Source organism: Thermosynechococcus sp. NK55a (assembly GCF_000505665.1).
Taxonomy (GTDB): Bacteria; Cyanobacteriota; Cyanobacteriia; order Thermosynechococcales; family Thermosynechococcaceae; genus Thermosynechococcus.
This window is the reverse complement of record NC_023033.1, coordinates 1,544,881-1,566,966: the sequence shown is the minus strand read 5'-3', so window position 1 is coordinate 1,566,966 and position 22,086 is coordinate 1,544,881. Positions and strand designations below refer to the sequence as shown.

The 22,086-nt window shown below is 53.1% G+C and carries 23 protein-coding genes; 7 read left to right on the top strand and 16 right to left on the bottom strand.

Going from position 1 to position 22,086, the window contains the following annotated elements; translation table 11 throughout:
* Positions 1 to 27 precede the first annotated feature (27 nt).
* The 7 genes from cphA to NK55_RS07600 all read right to left on the bottom strand — a co-directional run bounded on the left by cphA (position 28) and on the right by NK55_RS07600 (position 8,125).
* Positions 28 to 2,718 (bottom strand): cyanophycin synthetase, encoded by a 2,691-nt coding sequence (gene cphA / locus NK55_RS07630; protein ID WP_024125181.1) that lies wholly within the window; start codon positions 2,716 to 2,718, stop codon positions 28 to 30.
* 93 nt (positions 2,719 to 2,811) lie between these two features.
* Positions 2,812 to 3,678 carry a cyanophycinase gene (locus NK55_RS07625; RefSeq protein WP_024125180.1) on the bottom strand — a complete coding sequence of 289 codons (867 nt, stop codon included), beginning with the start codon at positions 3,676 to 3,678 and terminating at the stop codon, positions 2,812 to 2,814.
* A 158-nt stretch (positions 3,679 to 3,836) separates the two neighbouring features.
* Entirely contained in the window at positions 3,837 to 4,112 is a 276-nt protein-coding gene (locus NK55_RS07620) for a Uma2 family endonuclease (protein WP_024125179.1), read from the bottom strand.
* 183 nt (positions 4,113 to 4,295) lie between these two features.
* On the bottom strand, positions 4,296 to 5,105 hold the full coding sequence (gene pstB / locus NK55_RS07615; RefSeq protein ID WP_024125178.1) for a phosphate ABC transporter ATP-binding protein PstB: 810 nt from the start codon (positions 5,103 to 5,105) through the stop codon (positions 4,296 to 4,298).
* A complete protein-coding gene (gene pstA / locus NK55_RS07610; RefSeq protein ID WP_024125177.1) occupies positions 5,099 to 6,028 on the bottom strand; it encodes a phosphate ABC transporter permease PstA in 930 nt (309 codons plus the stop codon). Before pstA ends, pstB begins: the two co-directional genes overlap by 7 nt.
* Positions 6,029 to 7,042, bottom strand: a complete 1,014-nt coding sequence (pstC, locus tag NK55_RS07605; RefSeq protein WP_024125176.1) for a phosphate ABC transporter permease subunit PstC — start codon at positions 7,040 to 7,042, stop codon at positions 6,029 to 6,031.
* 72 nt (positions 7,043 to 7,114) lie between these two features.
* On the bottom strand, positions 7,115 to 8,125 hold the full coding sequence (locus NK55_RS07600; RefSeq protein WP_024125175.1) for a PstS family phosphate ABC transporter substrate-binding protein: 1,011 nt from the start codon (positions 8,123 to 8,125) through the stop codon (positions 7,115 to 7,117).
* A 298-nt stretch (positions 8,126 to 8,423) separates the two neighbouring features.
* Here NK55_RS07600 and NK55_RS07595 point away from each other — a divergent pair, with 298 nt between their 5' ends.
* Positions 8,424 to 9,311, top strand: a complete 888-nt coding sequence (locus NK55_RS07595; protein WP_024125174.1) for an alpha/beta fold hydrolase — start codon at positions 8,424 to 8,426, stop codon at positions 9,309 to 9,311.
* On the opposite strand, the gene NK55_RS07590 is transcribed toward NK55_RS07595, so the two are convergent.
* The 4 genes from NK55_RS07590 to NK55_RS07580 are packed head-to-tail and all read right to left on the bottom strand — an operon-like array spanning position 9,308 to position 11,233.
* Complete coding sequence (locus NK55_RS07590; protein WP_024125173.1) at positions 9,308 to 10,099, bottom strand: YdcF family protein; 792 nt, start codon at positions 10,097 to 10,099, stop codon at positions 9,308 to 9,310. The genes NK55_RS07595 and NK55_RS07590 overlap by 4 nt on opposite strands.
* A 4-nt stretch (positions 10,100 to 10,103) precedes the next feature.
* On the bottom strand, positions 10,104 to 10,283 hold the full coding sequence (locus tag NK55_RS13840; protein ID WP_225871745.1) for a S4 domain-containing protein: 180 nt from the start codon (positions 10,281 to 10,283) through the stop codon (positions 10,104 to 10,106).
* On the bottom strand, positions 10,280 to 10,834 hold the full coding sequence (locus NK55_RS07585) for a hypothetical protein (protein WP_225871744.1): 555 nt from the start codon (positions 10,832 to 10,834) through the stop codon (positions 10,280 to 10,282). The genes NK55_RS13840 and NK55_RS07585 overlap by 4 nt, the downstream gene beginning before the upstream one ends.
* Positions 10,835 to 11,233, bottom strand: a complete 399-nt coding sequence (locus NK55_RS07580; RefSeq protein WP_024125172.1) for a hypothetical protein — start codon at positions 11,231 to 11,233, stop codon at positions 10,835 to 10,837.
* A 65-nt stretch (positions 11,234 to 11,298) separates the two neighbouring features.
* Here NK55_RS07580 and rpmI point away from each other — a divergent pair, with 65 nt between their 5' ends.
* Genes rpmI through lgt form a run of 3 tightly spaced genes read left to right on the top strand, consistent with a single transcriptional unit; the run spans position 11,299 to position 12,717 of the window.
* Entirely contained in the window at positions 11,299 to 11,496 is a 198-nt protein-coding gene (rpmI, locus tag NK55_RS07575) for a 50S ribosomal protein L35 (RefSeq protein WP_024125171.1), read from the top strand.
* 49 nt (positions 11,497 to 11,545) lie between these two features.
* Positions 11,546 to 11,896 (top strand): 50S ribosomal protein L20, encoded by a 351-nt coding sequence (gene rplT / locus NK55_RS07570; protein WP_024125170.1) that lies wholly within the window; start codon positions 11,546 to 11,548, stop codon positions 11,894 to 11,896.
* Between the two features lie 14 nt (positions 11,897 to 11,910).
* Entirely contained in the window at positions 11,911 to 12,717 is an 807-nt protein-coding gene (gene lgt, locus NK55_RS07565; RefSeq protein WP_024125169.1) for a prolipoprotein diacylglyceryl transferase, read from the top strand.
* On the opposite strand, the gene NK55_RS07560 is transcribed toward lgt, so the two are convergent.
* The 3 genes from NK55_RS07560 to NK55_RS14285 form a co-directional block, all read right to left on the bottom strand.
* Entirely contained in the window at positions 12,714 to 13,304 is a 591-nt protein-coding gene (locus NK55_RS07560) for a chromophore lyase CpcT/CpeT (protein WP_024125168.1), read from the bottom strand. The genes lgt and NK55_RS07560 overlap by 4 nt on opposite strands.
* Positions 13,305 to 13,375: 71 nt before the next feature.
* On the bottom strand, positions 13,376 to 14,896 hold the full coding sequence (cobA, locus tag NK55_RS07555) for a uroporphyrinogen-III C-methyltransferase (protein ID WP_024125167.1): 1,521 nt from the start codon (positions 14,894 to 14,896) through the stop codon (positions 13,376 to 13,378).
* A 3-nt stretch (positions 14,897 to 14,899) separates the two neighbouring features.
* Positions 14,900 to 16,174 carry a M23 family metallopeptidase gene (locus NK55_RS14285; RefSeq protein WP_255325233.1) on the bottom strand — a complete coding sequence of 425 codons (1,275 nt, stop codon included), beginning with the start codon at positions 16,172 to 16,174 and terminating at the stop codon, positions 14,900 to 14,902.
* Positions 16,175 to 16,835: 661 nt separating this feature from the next.
* Between NK55_RS14285 and NK55_RS07545 the strand changes: the two genes are divergently transcribed.
* Entirely contained in the window at positions 16,836 to 17,306 is a 471-nt protein-coding gene (locus NK55_RS07545; RefSeq protein ID WP_024125165.1) for a hypothetical protein, read from the top strand.
* Here NK55_RS07545 and ribD read toward each other — a convergent pair.
* The gene (ribD, locus tag NK55_RS07540) at positions 17,278 to 18,417 is read right to left on the bottom strand and encodes a bifunctional diaminohydroxyphosphoribosylaminopyrimidine deaminase/5-amino-6-(5-phosphoribosylamino)uracil reductase RibD (protein ID WP_024125164.1); all 1,140 of its coding nucleotides are present in this window, start codon (positions 18,415 to 18,417) and stop codon (positions 17,278 to 17,280) included. The two genes, NK55_RS07545 and ribD, sit on opposite strands and share 29 nt — an antisense overlap.
* 9 nt (positions 18,418 to 18,426) lie before the next feature.
* Entirely contained in the window at positions 18,427 to 18,741 is a 315-nt protein-coding gene (locus NK55_RS07535; RefSeq protein ID WP_024125163.1) for a DUF6679 family protein, read from the bottom strand.
* Positions 18,742 to 19,029: 288 nt separating this feature from the next.
* Between NK55_RS07535 and dnaK the strand changes: the two genes are divergently transcribed.
* Together dnaK and NK55_RS07525 are read left to right on the top strand one after the other, a co-directional pair.
* Positions 19,030 to 21,054: a molecular chaperone DnaK gene (gene dnaK / locus NK55_RS07530; protein ID WP_024125162.1), complete on the top strand. Its 2,025-nt coding sequence runs from the start codon at positions 19,030 to 19,032 to the stop codon at positions 21,052 to 21,054.
* A gap of 50 nt (positions 21,055 to 21,104) precedes the next feature.
* On the top strand, positions 21,105 to 22,085 hold the full coding sequence (locus NK55_RS07525; protein WP_024125161.1) for a DnaJ C-terminal domain-containing protein: 981 nt from the start codon (positions 21,105 to 21,107) through the stop codon (positions 22,083 to 22,085).
* Position 22,086: the final 1 nt, after the last annotated feature.

The window sequence follows — 22,086 nt, the reverse complement described above, 5'->3', positions numbered from 1 at the left end:
CAGCGTTGCCAGCGGTAGAGAAACTCCCTAATGAGAGATGGAGGGGTTGAGATCACCACTGGTGGGCATTCCCTCACTGTGAAAGCCATTGGTCGTTTCCCCTTGGAGTCGTTGCTGATGCTGGCGAATCAGTTGAATCGTGCGGCTCACTTCCGCTGGAAAGATCACCACTAAGGATCCTTTGGGAGCCCGATCAAGGGCAAATTGAATCGCTGCCACCTCGTCATGGATGATATCGTATTGCCGCTGGACACTGTGGTGATGTACCCCCCGCTCAATCCAATAGGCGGCATCGCCACGGGGCCGGCCACGGGTATCATCATCTTCCTTAATGATGATCCAATCAAAAATTTTCGCCGAGAGTTCCCCCAGTTGTTCCAAGTCTTGATCGCGGCGATCGCCCGGTCCTCCAATGACACCAATGCGCTGCCCCGGCCATTTTTGGACAAATTCACCAATGGCCTCATACCCTGCTGGATTGTGGGCATAATCCACCAAGACACTAAATTGCCCCAAATCAAAGAGGTTCATCCGACCGGGGGTTTGCTCCACCGAGCTTCGGAACGTGGTCAAGGCAGCGCGAATATGCTCAATACTGATGCCTTGGGCAAAGGCGGCTAGACTGGCAGCGAGGGCATTGGCAATCATAAAGCCCGCTCGAGCCCCAAGGGTAATGGGCACATTTTCTGCCTGCTCAATCCGCAGCGTCCAGTCCCCTTTCAAAATTGAGAGATAGCCATTTTCATAAACAGCGGCGAGTCCCCCCTGCTGGATATGCTGCCGAATGATTGGATTGTGGGGATTCATCGAGAAATAGGCCACTTGCGCTTTGACTTGGCGTGCCATTCCCGCCACTAGGGGGTCATCGGCATTCAAAACAGCGTAGCCATTTGGCCAGGCGGATTCCACCACCACTGCCTTTAAGTCCGCCAATTGCTCAACGGTGTCAATATCGCCAAGGCCAAGGTGGTCGGCCTGCACATTGAGCACCACCCCGACATCACAGTGGTCAAAGCCCAAGCCGGAGCGGAGAATACCGCCTCGCGCCGTTTCGAGGACGGCAATCTCAACGGTGGGGTCCTGCAGGATTAGTTGAGCACTTTGGGGGCCTGTGGTGTCTCCTTTTTCCACCAGATAATCCCCAATATAGATGCCATCTGTGGTGGTGTAGCCAACGGTTTGCCCCGTTTGTTTGCAGATATGGGCAATGAGACGGGTGGTGGTGGTTTTACCATTGGTGCCTGTAATGGCAAAGATCGGGATGCGGCAAGGCGTTCCCGGTGGAAAGAGCATATTCAACACTGGTTCAGCAACATTGCGGGCAATCCCTTGGCTGGGGTTCGTGTGCATGCGAAAGCCGGGAGCGGCATTGACTTCCACAATCACACCGCCAACTTTAGGCAGGGGCTGACTAATATCGGGGCTGACAACGTCAATACCGGCAATATCCAGACCAATAATCCGAGCGGCCCGCTGGCAAATCCAAACATTTTCCGGGTGAATTTCATCGGTGCGATCAACGGCAATGCCACCGGTACTCAGGTTCGCCGTGGCCCGTAGATAACAAATTTCCCCCGGTTGCAAGACCGTATTCAGGGTATAGCCCTGTTTTTCCAGGAGTGTCCAAGTGTCGTGGTTGACCTCAATGCGGGTGAGGATATTATCGTGACCGTCTCCCCGCTGCGGGTCTTGGTTTGTTTGCTCAATGAGTTCTTCAATGGTAGAGCGGCCGTCGCCAATGACATGGGCGGGCACCCGTTCAGCAGCAGCGACCACTTTGCCATTGACCACTAGAACCCGGAAGTCGCGACCCGCATGATAGCGTTCCACAATGACTGATTTGGAGATGCTGCTGGCAATTTCAAAGGCTTCTTCAGCGTCTTCTAGGGTGTTGATGTCAATCGTAATCCCCCGACCGTGGTTGCCGTTGAGGGGCTTAATGACAATAGGGTAGCCACCGATCTCCTCAATGGCTTCGGGGAGGTCTTCAATGTAGCGGACCACGGTTCCCTTTGGCACAGGAATTCCCGCATCCTGAAGCAGTCGCTTTGCCCCTTCTTTGTCCCCTGCAAGTTCAACTGCCAAGATGCTACTGCGATCGCTCAACGTGGCTTGTATCCGATGACTGCGGGCACCATAGCCCAATTGAATAATCGAGCGACTGCTCAACTCAAACCAAGGGATATTGCGGGCTTCGGCTTCGCGGACAATCGCTTCCGTACTCGGGCCAAGGGAGGCCTTTGCTTTCAACTGCCGGAGATCGGCGAGATCCTGATCCAGTTCTCGCTGGGGATAGGTGCCCCTATCGATAATGCTTTGGCACAGTCGCACGGCTGCTCGGCCGGCATAGCGGCCTGCTTCTTCCACTTGGTATTCGTAGACTACTTGATACACCCCCGGCGTTGAGGTCTCCCGTGTGCGGCCAAAACCAACGGACATCCCTGCCAGTTCTTGGAGTTCGAGGGCGACATGTTCGACCACATGACCCAGATAGGTGCCTTCTCGTAGGCGGGTGAGAAAGCCCCCGGCGTGGCCAAGGGAGCAAAAATGATTGTAAAGACTGGGTAAAACCCGCACCAACCCGTCCACAAACCCGGGAATCTGGTTGGAGGGGGTATTGGCCACCTCTTCTAGATCTAAACGCATGACAATCAGCTTATGACGCCGAATGCTCCAGTAATTGGGACCCCGCAGCGTTTGTAATTTCAGAATCTTCATAGAAGAGTGGCTTTTTTAAGGACAACTTACCATCTTTAGTTTTGAGGGGAGTGACGCAATAAGCTGTATCTTAAGCAACACTTTCCCAAAAACTTAGTTTAGGGGAGGCAAAATGCACTTATGCTGCACTTGATGGGTGCGGAGATCGTAGCAGTCACCATCACTGAGAATATGTAGGCGCAAGTTGTAGATACTCAGAGGTTCGTTGACATCCACATGGGCGTAGTTCGTGTAGCTGACATCCCGAGGATCAACAATAGTGACAGAGCCACGACCAAGAACCCGCAGCGTACCATCGGCTTCAAACATGGCACAAGTATCTTCATCAATGCCAACACCTAGCTTGTCGGGATAAGCAGAAATGGCGCTAATCAGGCGCGCCAAACGATTGCGGTTGTGGAAGTGCTGATCCACTAAAATATCGGGAAGAATACCCAAGCCTGTGGCCAAATCTACTAGGGAGCGGTTTGGGGCTTCATTGCTGCCCCCACTGGCAATCATGCACTCACCCATGACAGCGGCACCGGCACTGGTACCCCCAAGGATGGATTTGCCTTCCCAGACTTGATGGCGCAATTGGTACAGGAGGCGGGTTTCATCCAGCAGCGCCGACAAACGCAGTTGATCGCCTCCAGACATAAAGATTCCAGTACAGCGACTCAAGCGAGTCAGCATCTCTTCCTGTTCAGCATCGGCGCGATCGCCTACCAATAGAACGTCCACTTCCCGCACGCCAATATCGCGGAAAATATCGTGGTAGAGCCGCCCCATGGCATCGGGTTCACGGGAAGCAGAGGGAATAACACCAATGACGGCATCTAGGCCGCCAGCCCGTTGACAAAAAGTGGTGAGAATTTGTCGCCCACGTACTTTGTCCTCCGCTCCCCCGATCGCCATCACTAAACCTTTGTGACCAGAATGTTGATTGGTCGTTTTGGAAATGGGGTCTAATTGCAACATAGGGCTACGGTGAATAAAACGTTCAATCGGCAGACAGACAGAATTCCTGGGTTTGGCAAGGGCGATGCCAATACGCCACTATTGACACGGGGATTCTATACAGCATAATGCCAGATTAGGGAAAATTTTTAAGTTTCGATCCAGATTTCTACAAACGCTTAATGTTCAGGAGTGGCCATTCCCTGTTGTAGTCCCCGCAAGACAGTACCCAACTCATGGACAAGTAATGCCTCAGGGGCAAGCCAAAGTCCGGGGAAGTGGCGGCTGCCGATAATCCCCTCAGTATCAGCAGGGAGTGACGGGTATTCCCCTGCTTCTAAGCAAAACCAGTGAATCTGGCGATCGCGGGGACACCAGAGGAGGTATGCCTGAACGCCATTGAGGCGGTTCCCCCTGAGCTGATCATGCCGGTTGTAGGCAGCACTGGCAAACACCAGTTGCGGTGCGCCCTGGATATAATCCTCCTCACTCGTGCAGCAGTTGACCCCAGCGGTGCCAACATCCCTGCGCCCCTAGAGCGAGAAGGAATAACCATTAGCCCTAGGACGGCCATCCATGGGCAATCCCACGTCCCCCTTAGACCCCCTTCTTAAGCAGACTTGCAGTGGCCCAGGGAATCAACCGAAACGACCATTGACGTAATCGGCGGTCTTCTGCTCCACGGGCTTCGTAAAAATAGACATGGTGTCGTTGTACTCCACCAGCTCGCCGAGGTACATAAAGGCGGTGAACTGGGAAATGCGAATGGCCTGCTGCATATTGTGGGTCACAATCAAAATAGTGACTTGATCCTTCAGCTCCGTAATCAGGTTCTCAATACTGACTGTTGCAATTGGATCCAAAGCAGAAGTGGGCTCATCAAAGAGAATCAGCTCCGGATTAGTAGCAAGAGCACGGGCAATACAGAGTCGCTGCTGCTGTCCTCCCGAAAGAGAAGTACCCGGCTCTTTGAGGCGATCTTTAACTTCATCCCAGAGGGCAGCATTGCGGAGCGATCGCTCCACTACCTCATCAAGAACAGCGCGGTTAGTGATGCCACGGATGCGCAGGCCGTAGGCAACATTCTCGTAAATAGACTTAGGGAAAGGGTTTGGCTTTTGGAAGACCATGCCAATCTGCATGCGCACTTCAATGGGATCCATCTCCAAGAGGTTACGCGGGTTTTCATCCCCTAGCCAGATTTCCCCTTCGTAGCGATTACCAGGATACAGATCATGCATGCGGTTGAAGCAGCGCAGCAATGTTGTCTTGCCACAACCGGAAGGGCCGATCAAAGCTGTTACTTGCTTTTCATAAACCGACAGGTTGATATTCTTCAGTGCTTGGTTGCTCTTGTAGTAGAAGTTCAGATTCCGCACTTCAGCCAGCTTTTTTAAGGACTGCTTCGTTGGCGGAACTCCCTGTCCTGAATCTGTTGGTTTTACCATTTGATGCTCTTCCTAAAACGATAACGAAGATAAATAGCTGCCGCGTTGACACCCAAGGTCAAAACAAGCAGCACAATCCCTGCCGCCGCTGCATTTACCTGAAACTCTTCTTGCGGGCGTGACACCCAGTTAAACATTTGAATTGGCAACACGGTAAAGGGTGACCAGAGCCATTTGAACGAAATATAGGGAAACTCCCCCTTTAATGGCGCTTCCGGCAAAAACGTGATAAAGGTTAACGCACCAATGGTTACTAGTGGAGCCGTTTCTCCCAAGGCTCGCGACACCCCCACAATCACACCAGTGAGAATCCCACCCATTGAGTAGGGCAAGATATGATCGGCAATGGTTTGCCAACGGGTGGCTCCCACAGCATAGGCGCCCTCACGAATACCTTGGGGAATCGCGCGAATCGCTTCCCGTGTGGCGACAATGATCACCGGTAAAATCAACAAGGCTAGGGTACAGCCAGCGGTAAGAATACTCTCACCCCACTTGAGAATATAAACAAAAAACCCTAGAGCCAACAGGCCATAAATGATGGAAGGAACACCGGCCAAATTAGTGATATTGATTTCAATGAAATCAAGAATCCAATTCTTCGGCGCGTACTCTTCAAGGTAGATGCCGGCTGCCACTCCCAGTGGTACAGCAACCGTAATTGTAACTAGAATAACCAGTAAGCTACCTACCCATGCCGTTAAAATGCCTGCTTCAGCCGCATCTCCACTAGGAGGTGACATGAAAAACCTCCAGTTCAGGAGTGGAGCTCCCCGTAGGAGCAAATTTCCCACTAGGAGTACCAGTGTCAGTAGGGCAATGAAGACAGAAAAGAAGCCCAAGAAAATAAAAAACTTTTCCCAGCGCGTTCGTACCTCTATAGAGGCTCGAATTGCCAGCGGATTCCGTAATATGTCAATCATTTAGTACACCTCCCGATAGCGGCGGCTGATAAAGTAACCGGCCACATTCATGAGGAATGTCACCAAAAAGAGCATGATGCCTGCTGCAAAAATAGATTGGTACTCCAAGGAACCATGGGGCAGGTCTCCAAGACTCGCCGAGACAATATAGGCCGTTGTTGTTGCTGCCCCTTCAAGGGGATTGAAGGTAAATTTAGGCTGCAAACCAGCAGCTACAGCAACAATCATTGTTTCCCCGACCGCCCGTGCTAAACCCAAGATGTAGGCGGCAATTAAACCTGAGGTTGCCGCAGGTAATAGTACCCGCAAAGCTGTTTGTAGGCGAGTTGCCCCCATAGCATAAGAACCTTCCCGTAGGTGTGAAGGAATAGCTTGCAGGGCATCCTCAGACATACTCATAATATAGGGAATGACCATCAAACCAACCACAATGCCAGCGCCCAGCATATTAAATCCGGGTAGCTCGTAGTATTCCCATGGTTCCTTCCCGGGTGCATACCATTGCTGTACACCCAAAATGATTTTCTGGAGCAATGGCGTAACAAATAGGAGGGCAAAATAGCCATAGACCACTGTGGGTACAGCAGCCAATAGTTCCAAAATCGGCTTCAGAATTTCTCGCACCTTTGCCGGAGCAAACTCACTCAGATAAATTGCACCAATCGTGCCAAATGGGATCGCAACAAAGCTGGCAATAGTACAGGTCGTAATTGTTGCCGATAGCAGTGCCCACACCCCAATGCTGACTGGCTCAATTAAAGGGGACCACTCTGTGGTTGTTAAAAATTCTGCAAGGGCACCTATTAGGGACTCCTGATGCACCGCCATCACTTTCTGGAAAAAGATAACAGTTTCACTAAAAAGAATGTAGATGATGATGGTGGTGATCATCACCGAAGAAAATGCCGCCACAAAGAGGCCAGACCCAATAATGCGCTCTAACCAGATACGTTTTTGTCGAGCACTTGCCGAAATGGGCAGTTCAATGCGCGGGGCCAGGGGTTGATCGATCATAGATAGGATTCTGCTACATAAAATCAATTGGGGAAAGGCGCCAAAGTTTGGCTTCCTTCCCCCTATCTTAGACTACTCCTTGGCCTCTAGACTCAGTAACTCATTGATGGTGAGACCAACTGCCTCTTTACCGCCAAAAATGGTGCCAATGCGATTCTTGCTAAAGTTGGCAAGAATTTTTTTATAGGCACTAGCGGGAAGAGGAACATACTTAACTTTCTTGACCATCGCAGGAGCGTTGTTCAGGTAGTAGGTGACAAATTTTTTCACCTCAGGACGTTGTGCAGCTTTAGCGTTGACATAGATAAAGATGGGTCGGGAGAGTGGCTGATAGGTACCGTTAACTACTGTTTTTTCAGAGGGCATCACCGGACCCTTGCCGTTGTCAATGGCCACTGGCTTCAGCTTGTTTTTGTTTTCTGCGTAGTAAGCATAGCCGAAGTAGCCGAGGGCTCCCCGCTCGCGGGATACCCCTTGGACAAGAACATTATCATCCTCGCTGGCAGTGTAATCCTTGCGGCTAGCTTTTGCTTTACCGTTGATGGCCTCAGTGAAGTAGTCAAAGGTACCGGAATCTGCTCCTGCACCAAAGAGTTTTAGAGGAATATTCGGAAACTCTTTGCGCACTTGGTTCCAGTTGTTGATTGTAGAGCCTGGTTCCCAAATCTTTTTCAGTTCAGCAACAGTCAGGCTTTTCGCCCAAGTATTTTGGGGGTTCACAACTACGGTGAGGGCATCATAGGCAACTGGCAGCTCAATGTACTGGACGCCAGCTGCTTTGCAGGCCTCCATTTCCTTGGCCAAAATGGGGCGGGAGGCATTGGAGATGTCGGTTTCACCGCGGCAAAACTTTTTGAAGCCGCCACCGGTACCGGAGATGCCTACAGTAACACGAATTTTGCCCCCTTCAGCTTTTTGAAAAGCTTCGGCCACGGCTTCAGTGACAGGGTAGACTGTGCTGGAGCCATCGATACGAATCGTGGGGGCTTCTTGGGACAAGGTAGGGGGTATTAGGCTAGCGGAAAGGGCCGCCACAGCGGCAAATATCCCCAGAGGGGCATAGCGTTTTGCGGATGTCAACATGGTACTGTTTCCTAGCGGAGTAAACAACCCTTTACGGTGTACAGTAGCTTCGGGGTGGCGGTTACCCACACGTTTCCAAGTGGTAAGCCGCTACGATGTCCCCATCGCCAGCATAGTCAAACATTTACGGGATGGAGTTAAGAGAAGGTAAAAGTTTGTTTAAAATATCACTGCATATTGGGGATCAACCCTGTTATTCACGCAGGCCACTTATCTGCTGGGTTCAGTGTTAGACGTTAACTCTGGGCTACGGAAATATTGAAGAAACACTGAAGAAACTATTGAAGGATTGTTTGCAATGCCGTCATTCATCTCTAAAATCTATCAGTGGCAGGGCTTTTCCTGCGCCTATCGCTTCAGTTCTCAAGCAGGAGGCTCCCCCATTCTCTTTATCCATCCCGTGGGGGTGGGGCTTTCTGGGCAGTTTTGGGAGCGCTGTGTCAGCTATTGGCAATCTCAAGGGGCAAGTTATTCATTTTATATTCCTGATTTGCTGGGCTGTGGCCAGAGTGATTTGCCCCATTGCGCCTACTATCCGGAAGATTGGGCAGCTCAGTTACATTTCTTCATTACATCTGAGATCTGCCAACCAGTGATCCTTGTTGTTCAAGGGGCATTGTTTCCCGTAGCGATGGAGCTAGTACATCTTAATCCTCAAGTAGTAAGAGCACTGATCCTCAGTGGCCCACCTGCCCCTGCTTTGGTGTCTGAAAATACTGACCCTAGGTGGCAGAAGGTACGTTGGAATCTTTTTGACTCGCCATTGGGTCGCGTTTTCTATCTCTATGCGCGTCAGAAAAGTTTTCTGCGTCGCTTTTCAATCAATCAACTGTTTGCTAAGGGGGAGGATGTGGATGACGAATGGCTCAGGATGCTGGCGGTGGGGGCTGCTGATCTTGAGAGTCGCCATGCAGTGTACTCTTTCCTCGCGGGTTTTTGGCGGCGGGATTACCGTCAGAAAATGCGGGATATTCGTCAACCAGTGCTTGTGGTGATGGGGGATCAGGCTTCCAGTATCAGTCGCGATGGTGGGGCTGAATCACCTGCAGAACGCCTAGAGTTTTATGCCAAGACATTTCCCAATGTGCAAGGGGAGGTAATTCCGGGGCGCAATGTCCTGCCCTATGAGTCAGCCCCTGCCTTTGTGGAGGTGTGTCAGGCGTTTCTGCGTGGCCAAGCCCTCTAAAGCCAACCGCGCAGCCTATAAATGAGAAGACCTTGATATTCCCGCAGGGCAATGGTGGTGATGTCCACGTTGTAGGGATTGGGGATCAGGCTGAGGAATAGGTTTTGCCAGGTGGGCGATCGCGCGATCGAGGGGTAGCGATAGTCTGTGGGTGCTGGAATGATGTTCATCCCCAAACGATGAAAAATGGCGACGGCGCGGGGCATGTGGTAGGCGGATGTCACCAGCAGTAGCTCTCCCTGAATGGAATGTTTTTCAAGAAGGGCTTTGACGTTCACGGCATTTTCATAGGTATTTAGGGAGGTGGTGTCCAGCAGAATCTTGTCCATTGGCACGCCGCAGGTGGTGGCAATTTCCGCCATATCTGTCGCCTCGCCCCGCTGAAAGGGTTCGCTGAGCCAGTCAATGCGGCCACCACTAAGGATGAGGTGGGGGGCATAGCCTTGGCGAAAGAGGTGGGCACCGTAGAGAATGCGATCGCCTTTTTCTGTGACTTCGATCCAAGGGCGCGGGGCGCTTTGGGGAACAACAGCACCACCGAGAACAACGATGGCTGCAGCTTTGGGCATCGGATCAGGGGGTAAATACTGCCGCTCTAGGGAAGCAATAAGAGCGGCTGCCACATAGTCATTCCCGCTCAAGAGTAAAATACCTAGGGCAATGACCAGGGCGATCGCTGCCTGTTTGGGGGCACGCCAAAAGCGCACAATGGCAAAAACTAGCGCCCAACAGGCCAAAGACAATGGATACAGCAGCGGTGGCAGCAATTTCGATAGCAGTAGATCCATCGCTTTAGCGAATCCGCTCCATCTGAATGCGGTAGCGCTCCTTCTTGGTGACTTGAATGGCTTGAATCTGCAATCGCCCTTTGCCGCGAATGGCAATGAGGTCATTGACCTTAAGGAGATGCCGCGGTTGCTGCACCATTTGCCAATTGACCCGCACTAGCCCTTGGCTAATCCACTCGCTCATCTTACTGCGGGAAACCCCAAATCCGGCTGAGGCCACGGCATCCAAGCGCAATGATGCTTCGACGGTACTGAGGGATTTCCGTTGGGGGGCGCTACGGCCAGTTCTGACCAGTCACAGAGATCAACAGTCACCGGTACTGTGCGCACTTGTTTTAACTCTTTTTGTAGGGTGGAGACTTTCTCAGGGATGAGAATGACCTGTGCTCCCCGTTCTCCCAGGAGAATGACATCCCCATAATCCCCTTCTTCGAGACCCCCATTGGCGATCGCTTGCTCAAAATCACTGTAGGTAGCCGCATCAAAGAGAAAGTTGCCGGTGATTCGCACCAAAGCCAGGGGAGGCTGTTGCTCCTCAAGACGAAGTTCAATGGGGGCGATCGCCAGCCGACAGCGCTCCGCTTGAGGATACCCTCCCCAGGCTAGGCCATGGACATCGGCTCGTTGCTCAAGGGTGCCTAGTACCTCCACCACCCGATCTGGGGGCAAAAAGGGGGTATGCACCACCGACCAGGTTTTAATGGCTGTGTCAAGGGCGGTTCCTAGGTCAAACATTTAGGCCTCGAGAAATTGCGGCAGTTCCAGCCATTGGGCTAAGTAGGCTTTCACCTGTTGGCAAAATTGGGGGCGATCGCCAAATTTTTCAGTGCGGATGGTTTTGCGCTGTGCATCCAATGTCCAGCCGTAGTCACTGCTGAGGCGGATTTTTCCCTGCCAGTCGGCAATCGAAAGGATTAATTGCGGTGCCGGACTATTGTCAACCCCCTTGACCCGAAAGACATAGTTAAAGGTGTTTTGCTTGGCAGCAGCCACAGTCGAGGCCTGACCAAACCGCTCTTGCAAGCGCGATCGCACCCGCTCCACAAATGCCGCATCGCCCAAATCTTCGAGGGTACGCATGGCCAGTGTAAGGGCAAAATAAAACTCTTCGACAGGAATAAACTCCAGTTCCATGCAGCTTGCCAAGACTCTCTTCAAAATAGTACACTAGTAAGCTGTGTCTAAAATAGGGCAAAGCTATGCCAAAGCTAAAAACACGTCGCGCTGCTGCTAAACGATTTCGGACGACGGGCAGTGGTAAGTTTGTCCGCCGCAAGGCCAACAAAAATCACTTACTCGAACACAAGGGGAGCGATCGCAAGAATCGTCTTTCCCATAAAGCCCTGGTCGATCCACGGGATATTGAGCGAGTATCGCTGATGCTGCCCTACGCTTAATTTATCAATTTTCAGTTTTTCGGTTTTTGATTAAGGGTGAAGTTGAACTATGGCAAGGGTCAAGCGGGGTAACGTTGCCCGCAAACGGCGTAAAAAAATTCTCAAGCTCGCCAAGGGCTATCGGGCGGGGCACTCGAAGCTCTTCCGCACGGCAAATCAGGTGGTCATGAAGGCACTGTGCAATGCCTATCGCGATCGCCGGCGGCGCAAACGCGACTTTCGGCGGCTCTGGATTGCCCGCATTAACGCTGCTGCGCGTCAACATGGCATGAGCTACAGTCAACTCATGGGTGCCCTGAAAAAAGCAGACATTCAACTGAATCGCAAGATGCTGGCTCAATTGGCTGTCCTGGATGCCGATGCCTTTGCCACTGTCATTCAGACTGCTCGCGCCGTTTAGAACTTGCCCTAGGCATGATCGCCACTTTCCAATCCCCCGGTGCCACCCTTGAGCTAGGGTTTATCACCCTTCGGTGGTACGGGTTATTGATTGCTGTCGCTGTTTTTATTGGCCTCTGGCTGAGTCAGCGCTTGGCACGCCAGCGGCAGATTGACCCTGATCAGATTGCGGATCTATCCATTTGGCTTGTGGTTGCAGCTATTCCCGCTGCACGACTCTATTACGTCGCCTTTAACTGGGGCTTTTATCAAAAACATCTAGATCAAGTGCTTCAAATATGGAAAGGCGGCATTGCCATTCACGGCGCCATTCTCGGTGGCATGGTGGCGATGGCTATCTTTACCTATGTGCAGCGGCTTTCCTTTTGGCAAGTGGCGGATGTGGTTGCCCCTTCATTGGTTTTGGGACAGGCCATTGGTCGCTGGGGTAATTTTTTCAACTCTGAGGCCTTTGGTGCCCCCACTGATTTGCCGTGGAAACTCTATATCCCTGCGCCACAGCGTCCTCCTCAGCTAATCAACGAAGCCTATTACCACCCCACGTTTCTCTATGAGTCTCTTTGGAATTTGGGGGTTTTTCTGCTCCTGCTGTGGCTCTTTCGTCAACCTCGCTATCAAAAGCCGGGGACGCTTCTGATGGTCTATGCCATCGCCTACAGCTTGGGTCGCTTTTGGATTGAAGGGCTGCGCATGGATAGCCTGATGCTGGGCCCTCTGCGAATTGCTCAAGTGGTCAGCTTGGTAGCGATCGCCCTAGGAGCTTGGGGACTCTTTCGCCTGTATTATCAAGGCAAGCCGTTGCCAGATTGGCAAGCCACCTAGGCAATAATTTCATCGGCAAAGCTCTGCCAGCGGACAAAGTGAAAGGGGCCGGCTACGGATCCCCAAACGTGCTCATCGGTTTCGGGATCCCGTCCGCGATCGTGGCTAATGAAGCGATCGCCATCAATTTCAAACGTGCTATCGAGATAGGTTTCCCGTCCCTTACGCACAACTTTACAGGCTTTGCCCGGCTCCACTTCACCGCGAAAACTATGCCCTGTCCAGTAGGTGAGCATATTGCAGCCACAGAGGAGTTCAAGATCATCGGCTCGCATGGCCTGAAGCCGCTGGCGATCGCGAGCTGCCCCAAAGAAGCGTTTTTCATCCTTGAGTACATAATTTTTAATGACAATGTGATCATTGGCGGGCACTAGTTCCAAAACCCGTGTGCGGTAGGGGACGCCTAGGAGATAGTCATAGGCCTGTTCCACATAAAGGGCAATACCCTCCAGAACACCACTGGGAAGGGGACGCATACACACCCGAATATGGGCATAGAAGGGAGGATTCTCAAAGGCTTGCGCTTGGTTACTAAAATCCGCCGCCATCCAACGGCCAAGCGTCAACACATCGGTTGCGTGGGTCATGCTCCACAATTGCTTTACAACAGTCCTTTTTTCACACTAGCGGATTGAGGTACCTTCTTTATCCCCAAGTCCTAAGCTATCCGTAATAATGCCTGAAGGAGTCCCTCCAGGGTATGCTCTGTGGCTTCAGTATCCACTCGTCCCAAGAGCTCACGGCAAGTTTGGGAGGTTTGCGGCCCGATACTGGCAATCTGCACATTCTGAAGTAACTCTGCCGCCTGAGGACCCACTAATTGGCAAAAGTGTTTCACCGTCTTAGAACTGGTAAACGTGACCATATCCACTTGACCCGCTTGCAGCGCTCCTAAAACTTGGGCATCAACGGTTTGGGGACAGCATGAATTGTAGGCAGGCACCTCAACCACCTCAGCCCCAGCCGCCGTAAAGGCCTCCCCTAGGACGGGTCGTCCGCCCTTTTCAACCCGTGGAAAAAGAAAACGCAACCCGGCCACAGGTTCTGGGAATTCTACCACTAGGGCATCGGCGACAAATTCCCTGGGGGTGAAGTCAGCCCCTAAGCCGTAACTGCTAAGGGTTTGGGCAGTTTTTTCACCGACGACAGCAATCTTGAGACCCGCGAGGGCACGGCTATCCTTGCCATGACTGTGTAACCGTTTCATAAAAAACGTAACGGCATTGTGGGAAGTCAGAATCAGCCAGTCAAAGGTATCGAGTTCTGCCAGGGCCCGATCGAGGGGCTGCCAAGAACTAGGGGGAACGATTTCCAGTGTCGGCATTTCTAAAACGGTGGCACCGGCTGCTATAAGTTGCTGAGTAAACTCACTCGCTTGAGCTGCCGCACGAGTGACGAGAATCGTTTTGCCGTAGAGGGGAGACATTGATGATGGGGAAATCCTCAAAAATTCAGGAAAGACCAGATCTAGACTAGCCAACGGGTAGCGTTTTTGGGCGATCGCGCCAATGACAACGACCGCAGGAGCCATGTCTGGAAAGTGAGGCGTCTTCAGATAGGTCTCTAGGGTGCCAAACCAGAATTGTTGCTGGGGTTGCCCCGCCCATTGCAGAATCGCCAATCCTTCGGTGGGCGATCGCCCCTGCCGCAGCAATTCCTCGGCAATATATCGCAGGGAACGGGTGGCCATCAAAAAAATCAGCGTCTCCATTTGGGCGATCGCTGGCCAGGGAAGTGTCTCCGGTGCATGCCCCGACAGAATGGCTACGGACTGACTCACGTCCTTTGCTGTCACGCAGATGCCAGCCAATAAAGGTGCCGCCAGCGCTGAGGACACCCCCGCAATCACCACAGCCTCTAAACCTGCCCCCAAAACAGCCTCAAGTTCCTGATGCAAACGGCCAAACAGCCCCGGATCGCCACTTTTGAGACGAACAACCCGCCGATACTGCTGGCCGTAGGCCACTAAAAGGCGGTTGATTTCCAATTGCGGAACGGCCTCAGTTCCTGCGCGCTTGCCCACCGCCACCCGCAAGCAATCAGCGGGGGTGAGTTCAAGGAGGCTAGGGGAGAGCAGGGCATCGTAAAGAACCACCTGCGCCTGCTGAAGGCAGGTCCATGCTTCGAGCGTGAGAGAGTCGGGGGTACCTAACCCCGCACCCACAAAATAGACCGTCAATGACTACCCTTGGCTGCGTTGCAGGAAGATCATTGGGTTAACAGCCCCCTGCCCTTGGGGATGCACTTCAAAGTGGACGTGGGGGCCTGTGCTGCGTCCAGTACTGCCCATTTCGGCAATCTGCTGACCCTGCTCAACGTATTGACCCACACGTACCAAGTTGCGATGGTTGTGGGCATAGAGCGTCAGCGTCCCATCGGCGTGGCGAATTTCCACCAGATTGCCGTAGCCACCAGAGTTCCACTGGGAGTAGGTGACCACACCGGCAGCGGCAGCATAAATGGGCGTGCCAATGGGAGCCGCAATATCAATCCCCCGGTGCATCCGTCCCCAGCGGGGGCCAAAGCCAGAAGTCAACACCCCCCGCGCCGGCCAAATAAAGTTCGTGGTTAGGCTCGGCAGGAAGCGATCGGCGTTCGGTAGAGGGGGTAAGTCAAGAGGACTGGGTAACGGTGGATTGATAATTGAGCGTGCCACCTTGACGGGCACAGGGGGCGCAATGGGTTGTACAGCGGCAGGGGTGGGTACCGTTACCGTTGTTGTTTGCGGGCGCCTCACAACGCTAGGCTGGAGTAGAGCCGGGCGAGTAGGGGTTTGCTGGACTGCAAGCAGAGCAGGGCTAGTGCGACGCTGCCGCTCAGAAGCACGCCCAAAGGGGACAGACCCTAGGGTTGAAGTGGAAGTAGGTGCTGCTGAGGAATTCACAAATGTCACCCGCTCGGAGAGGGGCGTGGTTTCCCCCTCGGCGAATTGTGGTTCAACGTTGGCCGTGGTTTGTTCCAAAGAGCCACCCATCCCAAAGGGGGTATCAATGGCCAAGGAAGCAACAACAGAGGTGGTGGCTTGAGTCACCAGATCTGCCAAGCTATTAGTGCGAACCCGACGATCCACCACTTTGAAGGTGGGTTCAAATGGACGACTGAGGTGGTCAAAGGAAGCAGAGGCAGAAAGGGTCAGCGCTGGTCTTCTCAGGGAGAGCGGGGCAAAACTCACCTGCGGCTGGATAGTGCGTTGCCATGCCCCTTGGCTAACATCCACGAGGAAGTTGGTTTTGTCGGCGGATAAAAGATTTTCAAATTCAGCAGGGGAGTCTTGGCTTTCGGGGCTGAAAAGAGAGGGCATGCTGAGAGATTCGGGGCGCACGTCCTTTGAACCCAGATCGTTCGCAAGAGTGGTCAGATCAAGGGCGTGGGTAGGCTGAATCAGAACAAAGGTACCCAGCAGGGGCAGATAGGAACAAAGGGAGCGCAGCGAACGACCAAGCATAGCAGCAGACACAAGCGGTGCATCCTGAGAGGCGGTAGAGGTCAAACTATTGTTGCTCAAGGTAATCCTCCTCGCACACAAAATCTACAGTGATTCAACAAAGCAGTGAACTGAGAACACACATCATGGGCAATGCTTCAAGGTAGCCGGAGGCCACTCGCCGCAGCTATGCCTAAAACTGTCCCAATCTGTTGTTGATGCAAAGGGTGTTTTGGCACCACGACGAAACTTCTAGGTGACTTTACCCAATCCCCAACCAAATGACAAGTCTCCCCTCTGCCTTGCTTTGCCATCTCTGGGGGATGAGTTATCTGCTGTAAAATAAAAATACGAATTTTCTACCTGCTGGCTAATAATCAAAAAACCTGAATTCATCCTGACTTGAGCTGGATTAGTGCCCGTGAAAGAAAAATCGTTATTGCCAATAAATGAATAAGTAGAGTAAAGTTAGCCAATCAGTATTTATAATTTTTTTAATAATTTAACTGAGTTGATATCCTTCTTATCGTTGGCTGTTACACCCAAATTGTCCTATAACACTTGTGCCAAATTGAGTTAAAAGTGGCACATATTCATCTTTGCTCCTAGGGACAATCAAAGCAAGCTTGCTTGGTAGAATAAACGAGTTTGTAACGATTTTTGGCGATCGCCTTTCTGACGGAGCTTCGTTCCCATGACTTACCACAAGCTGTGGTTTCAACAAACAGCGAGCCACCTCAAAGTTTTGCGCCCTTTTCCTCCATTTAGTGTTGTCCAAAACTTCATTCGCGCACATCTCCCCAACCTGATTGACTATATGGATGGCCAAGGATTGGATCTCAGGGATCCACGGCACTGGTGGGAGAGTATCCACATTGATGCCATTTTGGAATTAGAAAATAGCCAGGGGGAAATCCTGCGGGTCGCCGCTGGAATTATTGAGCAGTGGCGCAATGCCAACGCCGCCTTACGGCTGATTACAACCCCTGCAATGGCCAAGCTGCGGCGCGAGTCCCTCAACGTCAGCCAGCATTGGCTTTTTTATGTCTCTAGCCGTAAGCCTTACCCAGAGTCCCTGTGGATTGATTTGCTCTATGAGCAGGCGGATACCCCCCCCACAGAAACGGGCTGCACCATTATTGAAGTGACGGAACCGGAGGCCTAGACGGTAGGTAGCCCACTACGAGAATGTCCTCGCCCACGGCTTGCCAAGTCACGTCCTCTAGGCACAAGGCCTCATGCATTTTGGTTAAGCCTAAATCGGCCACTGGGGCGGGGGCATCGAAGCCACCGATAATTTTTGGCGCAATAAACGCCCACACCTTCTGTACCATGCCTTCGGCGATCGCTGCCGCTGCGAGGGAACCGCCACATTCCCAAAGCACGGTCATGATGCCCCGTTGATAAAGCAGTGCCATAACGGCGGTCGGTGTTAGCGGCTCTTGGTGCACCACCTCCACACCCTGTGCCTGCAGTTGGGGAATTAGGGGATGCTGGGGCGAAGCGGAAGTAACCACCAAGGTCGCAGCGGTGGTTGTTTCCCACAAAGAGGCATCCCGCGGCAGATCAAGGGTACGGCTCATCACCACCCGTAGGGGATTGTGCTCATGGCGGGAGGTCAAGAGGGGATTATCCAGCCGCACGGTATTGCCCCCCACAATGACAGCATCGCATTCAGAGCGCAGTTGATGCACCATGGCGCGTGCGGCTTCGCCACTCACCCAGAGACTATGACCTGCCCTAGAGGCAATTTTGCCATCGAGGGTCATGGCGTACTTAAAAATGCCAAAGGGACGCTGGTAGCGCACCCGATGGACAAACGCTTCGTTCAGGCGTTGACAGTCTGCTTCCCGCACGCCAACAGTGACTTCTATGCCCGCTGCGCGCAGCCGCTCTACCCCTGCTCCGGCTACTTGAGGATTCGGATCAATCATGCCCACCACCACCTTGGGAATACCAGCAGCAACAATTGCCTCGGTACAGGGGGGTGTGCGGCCATAGTGGTTGCAGGGTTCAAGGTTGACGTAGAGGGTGGCCTTGCTGAGGAGGGGGCGATCGCTCTCGCTGACACTGCGCAGGGCAAAGACCTCGGCATGGGGTTCCCCTGCCTTGGGATGAAACCCCTCCCCAATGACGCGTCCCTCCGCCACAATCACACAGCCCACGAGGGGATTCGGAGCCGTGCGGCCTTTGGCCCGAGCCGCTAACTCAAGGCAGCGCCCCATATACTGGGCATCAATCGTGGCTATTTCCTCCACAACGGGGGCTGAGCGCATGAGTAAGAATTAACGCTCGTGTTCGGTTTCCGAGGAATGCTTCGGCAGTTGCTCCGCCTCTGGACATTCATCAGCAATGGGTAGCTCTGCATAGCCTCGGGGAACTGCTGCGAGCCGCCGTGAAATGGAGCCAATACTTTCGATATTGACGATCTCTTCCCAAGCACACACTTCGTCGTCTTCCTCCGTTTCGTAGCGGATGGTAACCACATTTCCTTCGATGTCCACAATGCGTGCCCGGTCAATCAGGCGTTGTTGATCCCGCAAGTAAATCCAGACTTCTTGGCCGTCGGTATAGAGTTGATAAAGCTTGCGGTGTAGCATAGAACAGTCTCCTTCTCGGAATTGGGCGTAGCAACAGTTGATAAGCTGTGCTGCAACCTCTTGCCTGTCATCTTAACCGTTAGAATCCACAGATGAGCAGCGGTAAAGGTGAGGTGGGGGGACGGAAGTTGTCCATATCGTTGTAGCGATCGCGCAGCACAGGGGAAAGAGTGATTCTGACGGTCTGGGGCAGATCTCGTACAATCGAATAAGCGTAACAAAGGGTAAATAATCCGTTACTATAACGCTATTCATTTATTCTAACCAGTGCGGAGTCGTTCAAGCGGCATGGGCAAAATTGTTGGCATTGATCTGGGGACAACCAATTCCGTCATTGCTGTACTGGAAGGGGGAAAACCCGTTGTGATTGCCAATGCAGAAGGCTCCCGCACCACTCCTTCTGTGGTGGCCTTTGGCAAAGACGGCGAGCGCCTTGTGGGGCAGTTGGCGCGACGGCAGGCGGTGCTCAATCCCCAAAACACCTTCTATGCCGTGAAGCGCTTTATTGGCCGCGAATACAGTGAACTAACGGCGGAGTCCAAGCGGGTACCCTATACGATTCGCCGCGATGAATCGGGGAAAGTGCGCATCAAGTGCCCACGGCTGCAACGGGAATTTGCCCCCGAAGAAATTTCAGCCATGGTCTTGCGCAAGCTGGTGGAGGATGCCAGCCGCTACCTAGGGGAACCCGTCACCGATGCGGTGATTACTGTACCCGCCTACTTTAATGACTCGCAGCGGCAAGCGACCCGTGATGCTGGACGTATTGCGGGTCTCAATGTGCGGCGCATTATCAATGAACCCACCGCGGCAGCGCTGGCCTATGGTCTCGATCGCCAGCAGGAGCAGACGATTCTCGTTTTTGACCTGGGCGGTGGCACCTTTGATGTCTCCATTCTCGAGGTCGGTGATGGCGTGTTTGAAGTGAAGGCCACCAGCGGCGATACTCAACTGGGGGGCAATGACTTTGATAAGTTGATTGTGGACTGGCTAGCCGAAGACTTCCTTGCTAAGGAAGGCATTGATTTACGGCGCGATCGCCAGTCGCTGCAACGGCTCACTGATGCTGCCGAAAAAGCCAAAATTGAACTTTCCGGCCTACTGGAAACCAATATCGATCTGCCCTTTGTCACTGCCACAGCAGAGGGGCCGAAACACATTGAAACCACCCTCAGTCGTCGCCAATTTGAGGACCTTAGCCAAGACCTACTGCAACGGCTGCGCTATCCGGTCGAACAGGCCCTGATGGACGCCCATTTAACCCCCAGTCAAATTGATGCCGTGGTACTTGTGGGTGGTGCGACGCGAATGCCCATGGTGCAGGATCTGGTGCGGCAGATGATTGGCCGTGAACCGAAGCAAAATGTCAACCCCGATGAAGTGGTGGCCGTCGGTGCTGCGATTCAAGCAGGGATTCTCGCAGGGGATGTGAAAGATATCCTGCTGTTGGATGTAACGCCCCTTTCCCTAGGGGTGGAAACCATTGGCGGCGTGACTAAGGTGCTGATTCCCCGCAATACGACGATTCCGGTGCGTCGCTCCGATATTTTTTCAACCTCAGAAAATAACCAAAGCCAAGTAGAAATCCACGTGGTTCAGGGGGAGCGGGAACTGGCAGCCCACAATAAGTCCCTGGGACGCTTTAAGTTAACCGGCATTCCGCCAGCGCCTCGGGGGGTGCCCCAAATTCAAGTGTCCTTTGACTTGGATGCCAATGGCCTGCTCCAAGTGGTGGCCTTGGATCGCTTTAGCGGCCGTGAGCAAAGTGTGGTCATTCAGGGGGCATCAACCCTGAGTGAAGAGGAAATTCAGCAGATGCTCTTGGATGCTGAGTCCAATGCAGCGGGCGATCGCCAGCGGCGGGCCCGCATTGAGAAGCGCAACCGCGCCCAGGATTTGATGAACCGAGCTGAACGCCAATTGCGGGAAGCGGCTCAGGAATTTGGCTATCAATTTGCCGCTGAGCAGCGCCGTGGTATTGAGGCTCTAGTGCGGCAATTGCAGGAGGCCATTCGCAATGAGGACGATCGCCAGATTGACCTCACCTACGCTGCCCTTGAAGAGCGGCTCTACGACTTTGTCCGTCAACTGCGCCTGAGGGAAGAGGAGGCGGAAGACGATGAAGAGATCTTTAAGCTGCCCAACCTTAGGGAAGCGGTGAATAAAGGTCTCGATGCGGTGCGGGGTCGAGAGCGGCGGCGCGATAATTATGAGGATGAATGGGATGAGCCACCCCGCACGCGGCGTTCCCGCAGCTACTCCCAGCGCAGTGATTCAGCCCCATGGGACGATTGGGATGACGACGACTGGTAGGGCTTTTTTGTATTCTTTGCGGCAACTGTGAGTGTAGATTAGGACTGTCGATGCGTAATTTTCGAGATTACTACCAGCTTTTGGGCGTGGATCGGGATGCCAGCCTTGAGGAGATTAAGCGCGCCTATCGGCGGCTGGCTCGGCGGTATCATCCCGATCTGAATCCCGGCGATCGCGCCGCTGAAGAGAAGTTCAAAGACATTAGTGAAGCCTACCAAGTCCTCAGTGATCCGGCTCGCCGTGAGCAATACGATCGCTACGGTGAATATTGGTCACAGCCTGGCTTTCGCACTCGCCCTTCCCAACGCACCCCTATGGCTCGTCGCAATGGTACTAGTGTTAGGGAAGAACCCGACCTCAGTGAAGATAATTTTCAAGAGTTTTTGGATCAACTGTTGGGTCGGCGATCGCCCCGCACTTCTACGGTTTCTGCGGATCCCCCCCGTCGCTCGTCTACCATAGAGACAGACTACTTTCGCCCCGGCACCGTCAAAACCGTCTATACCGCTGTGAGTCGTCGCGATGCTGAAGCCACCCTAGAAATCCCCCTCGAAAAAGCCTACGAAGGAGGACGGGAGCGGATTCGCCTTGGAGATGGGCGCTCCCTAGAAGTGACGCTGCCACCGGGGATGGTTACCGGTCAGCGGATTCGGCTGCGGGGTCAAGGCACTGGTGGCGGTGATCTTTATCTGAAAATTCAAGTGACTCCCCATCCCCTCTTTCGCCTGGAGGACTATGACATTGTCTGTGAACTGCCCGTGACCCCCAGTGAGGCTGCCCTTGGGGGGCAAATTGAAGCTCCGACCCTGGATGGTTGGGTAAAAATGATGGTTCCAGCAGGGGTACGGACAGGACAGCGTTTGCGACTGGCGGGTAAAGGCTACCCTCGTCCCGATGGCGATCGCGGTGACCAACTGGTGGAAATTGTAATTACGCTGCCGCCCCAACTGAGCGATGCCGAACGGGATCTCTACCGGCAGCTTCAGGCCATTGAGTCCTACAACCCCCGTGCCCATCTGGCCTACTCCTGAG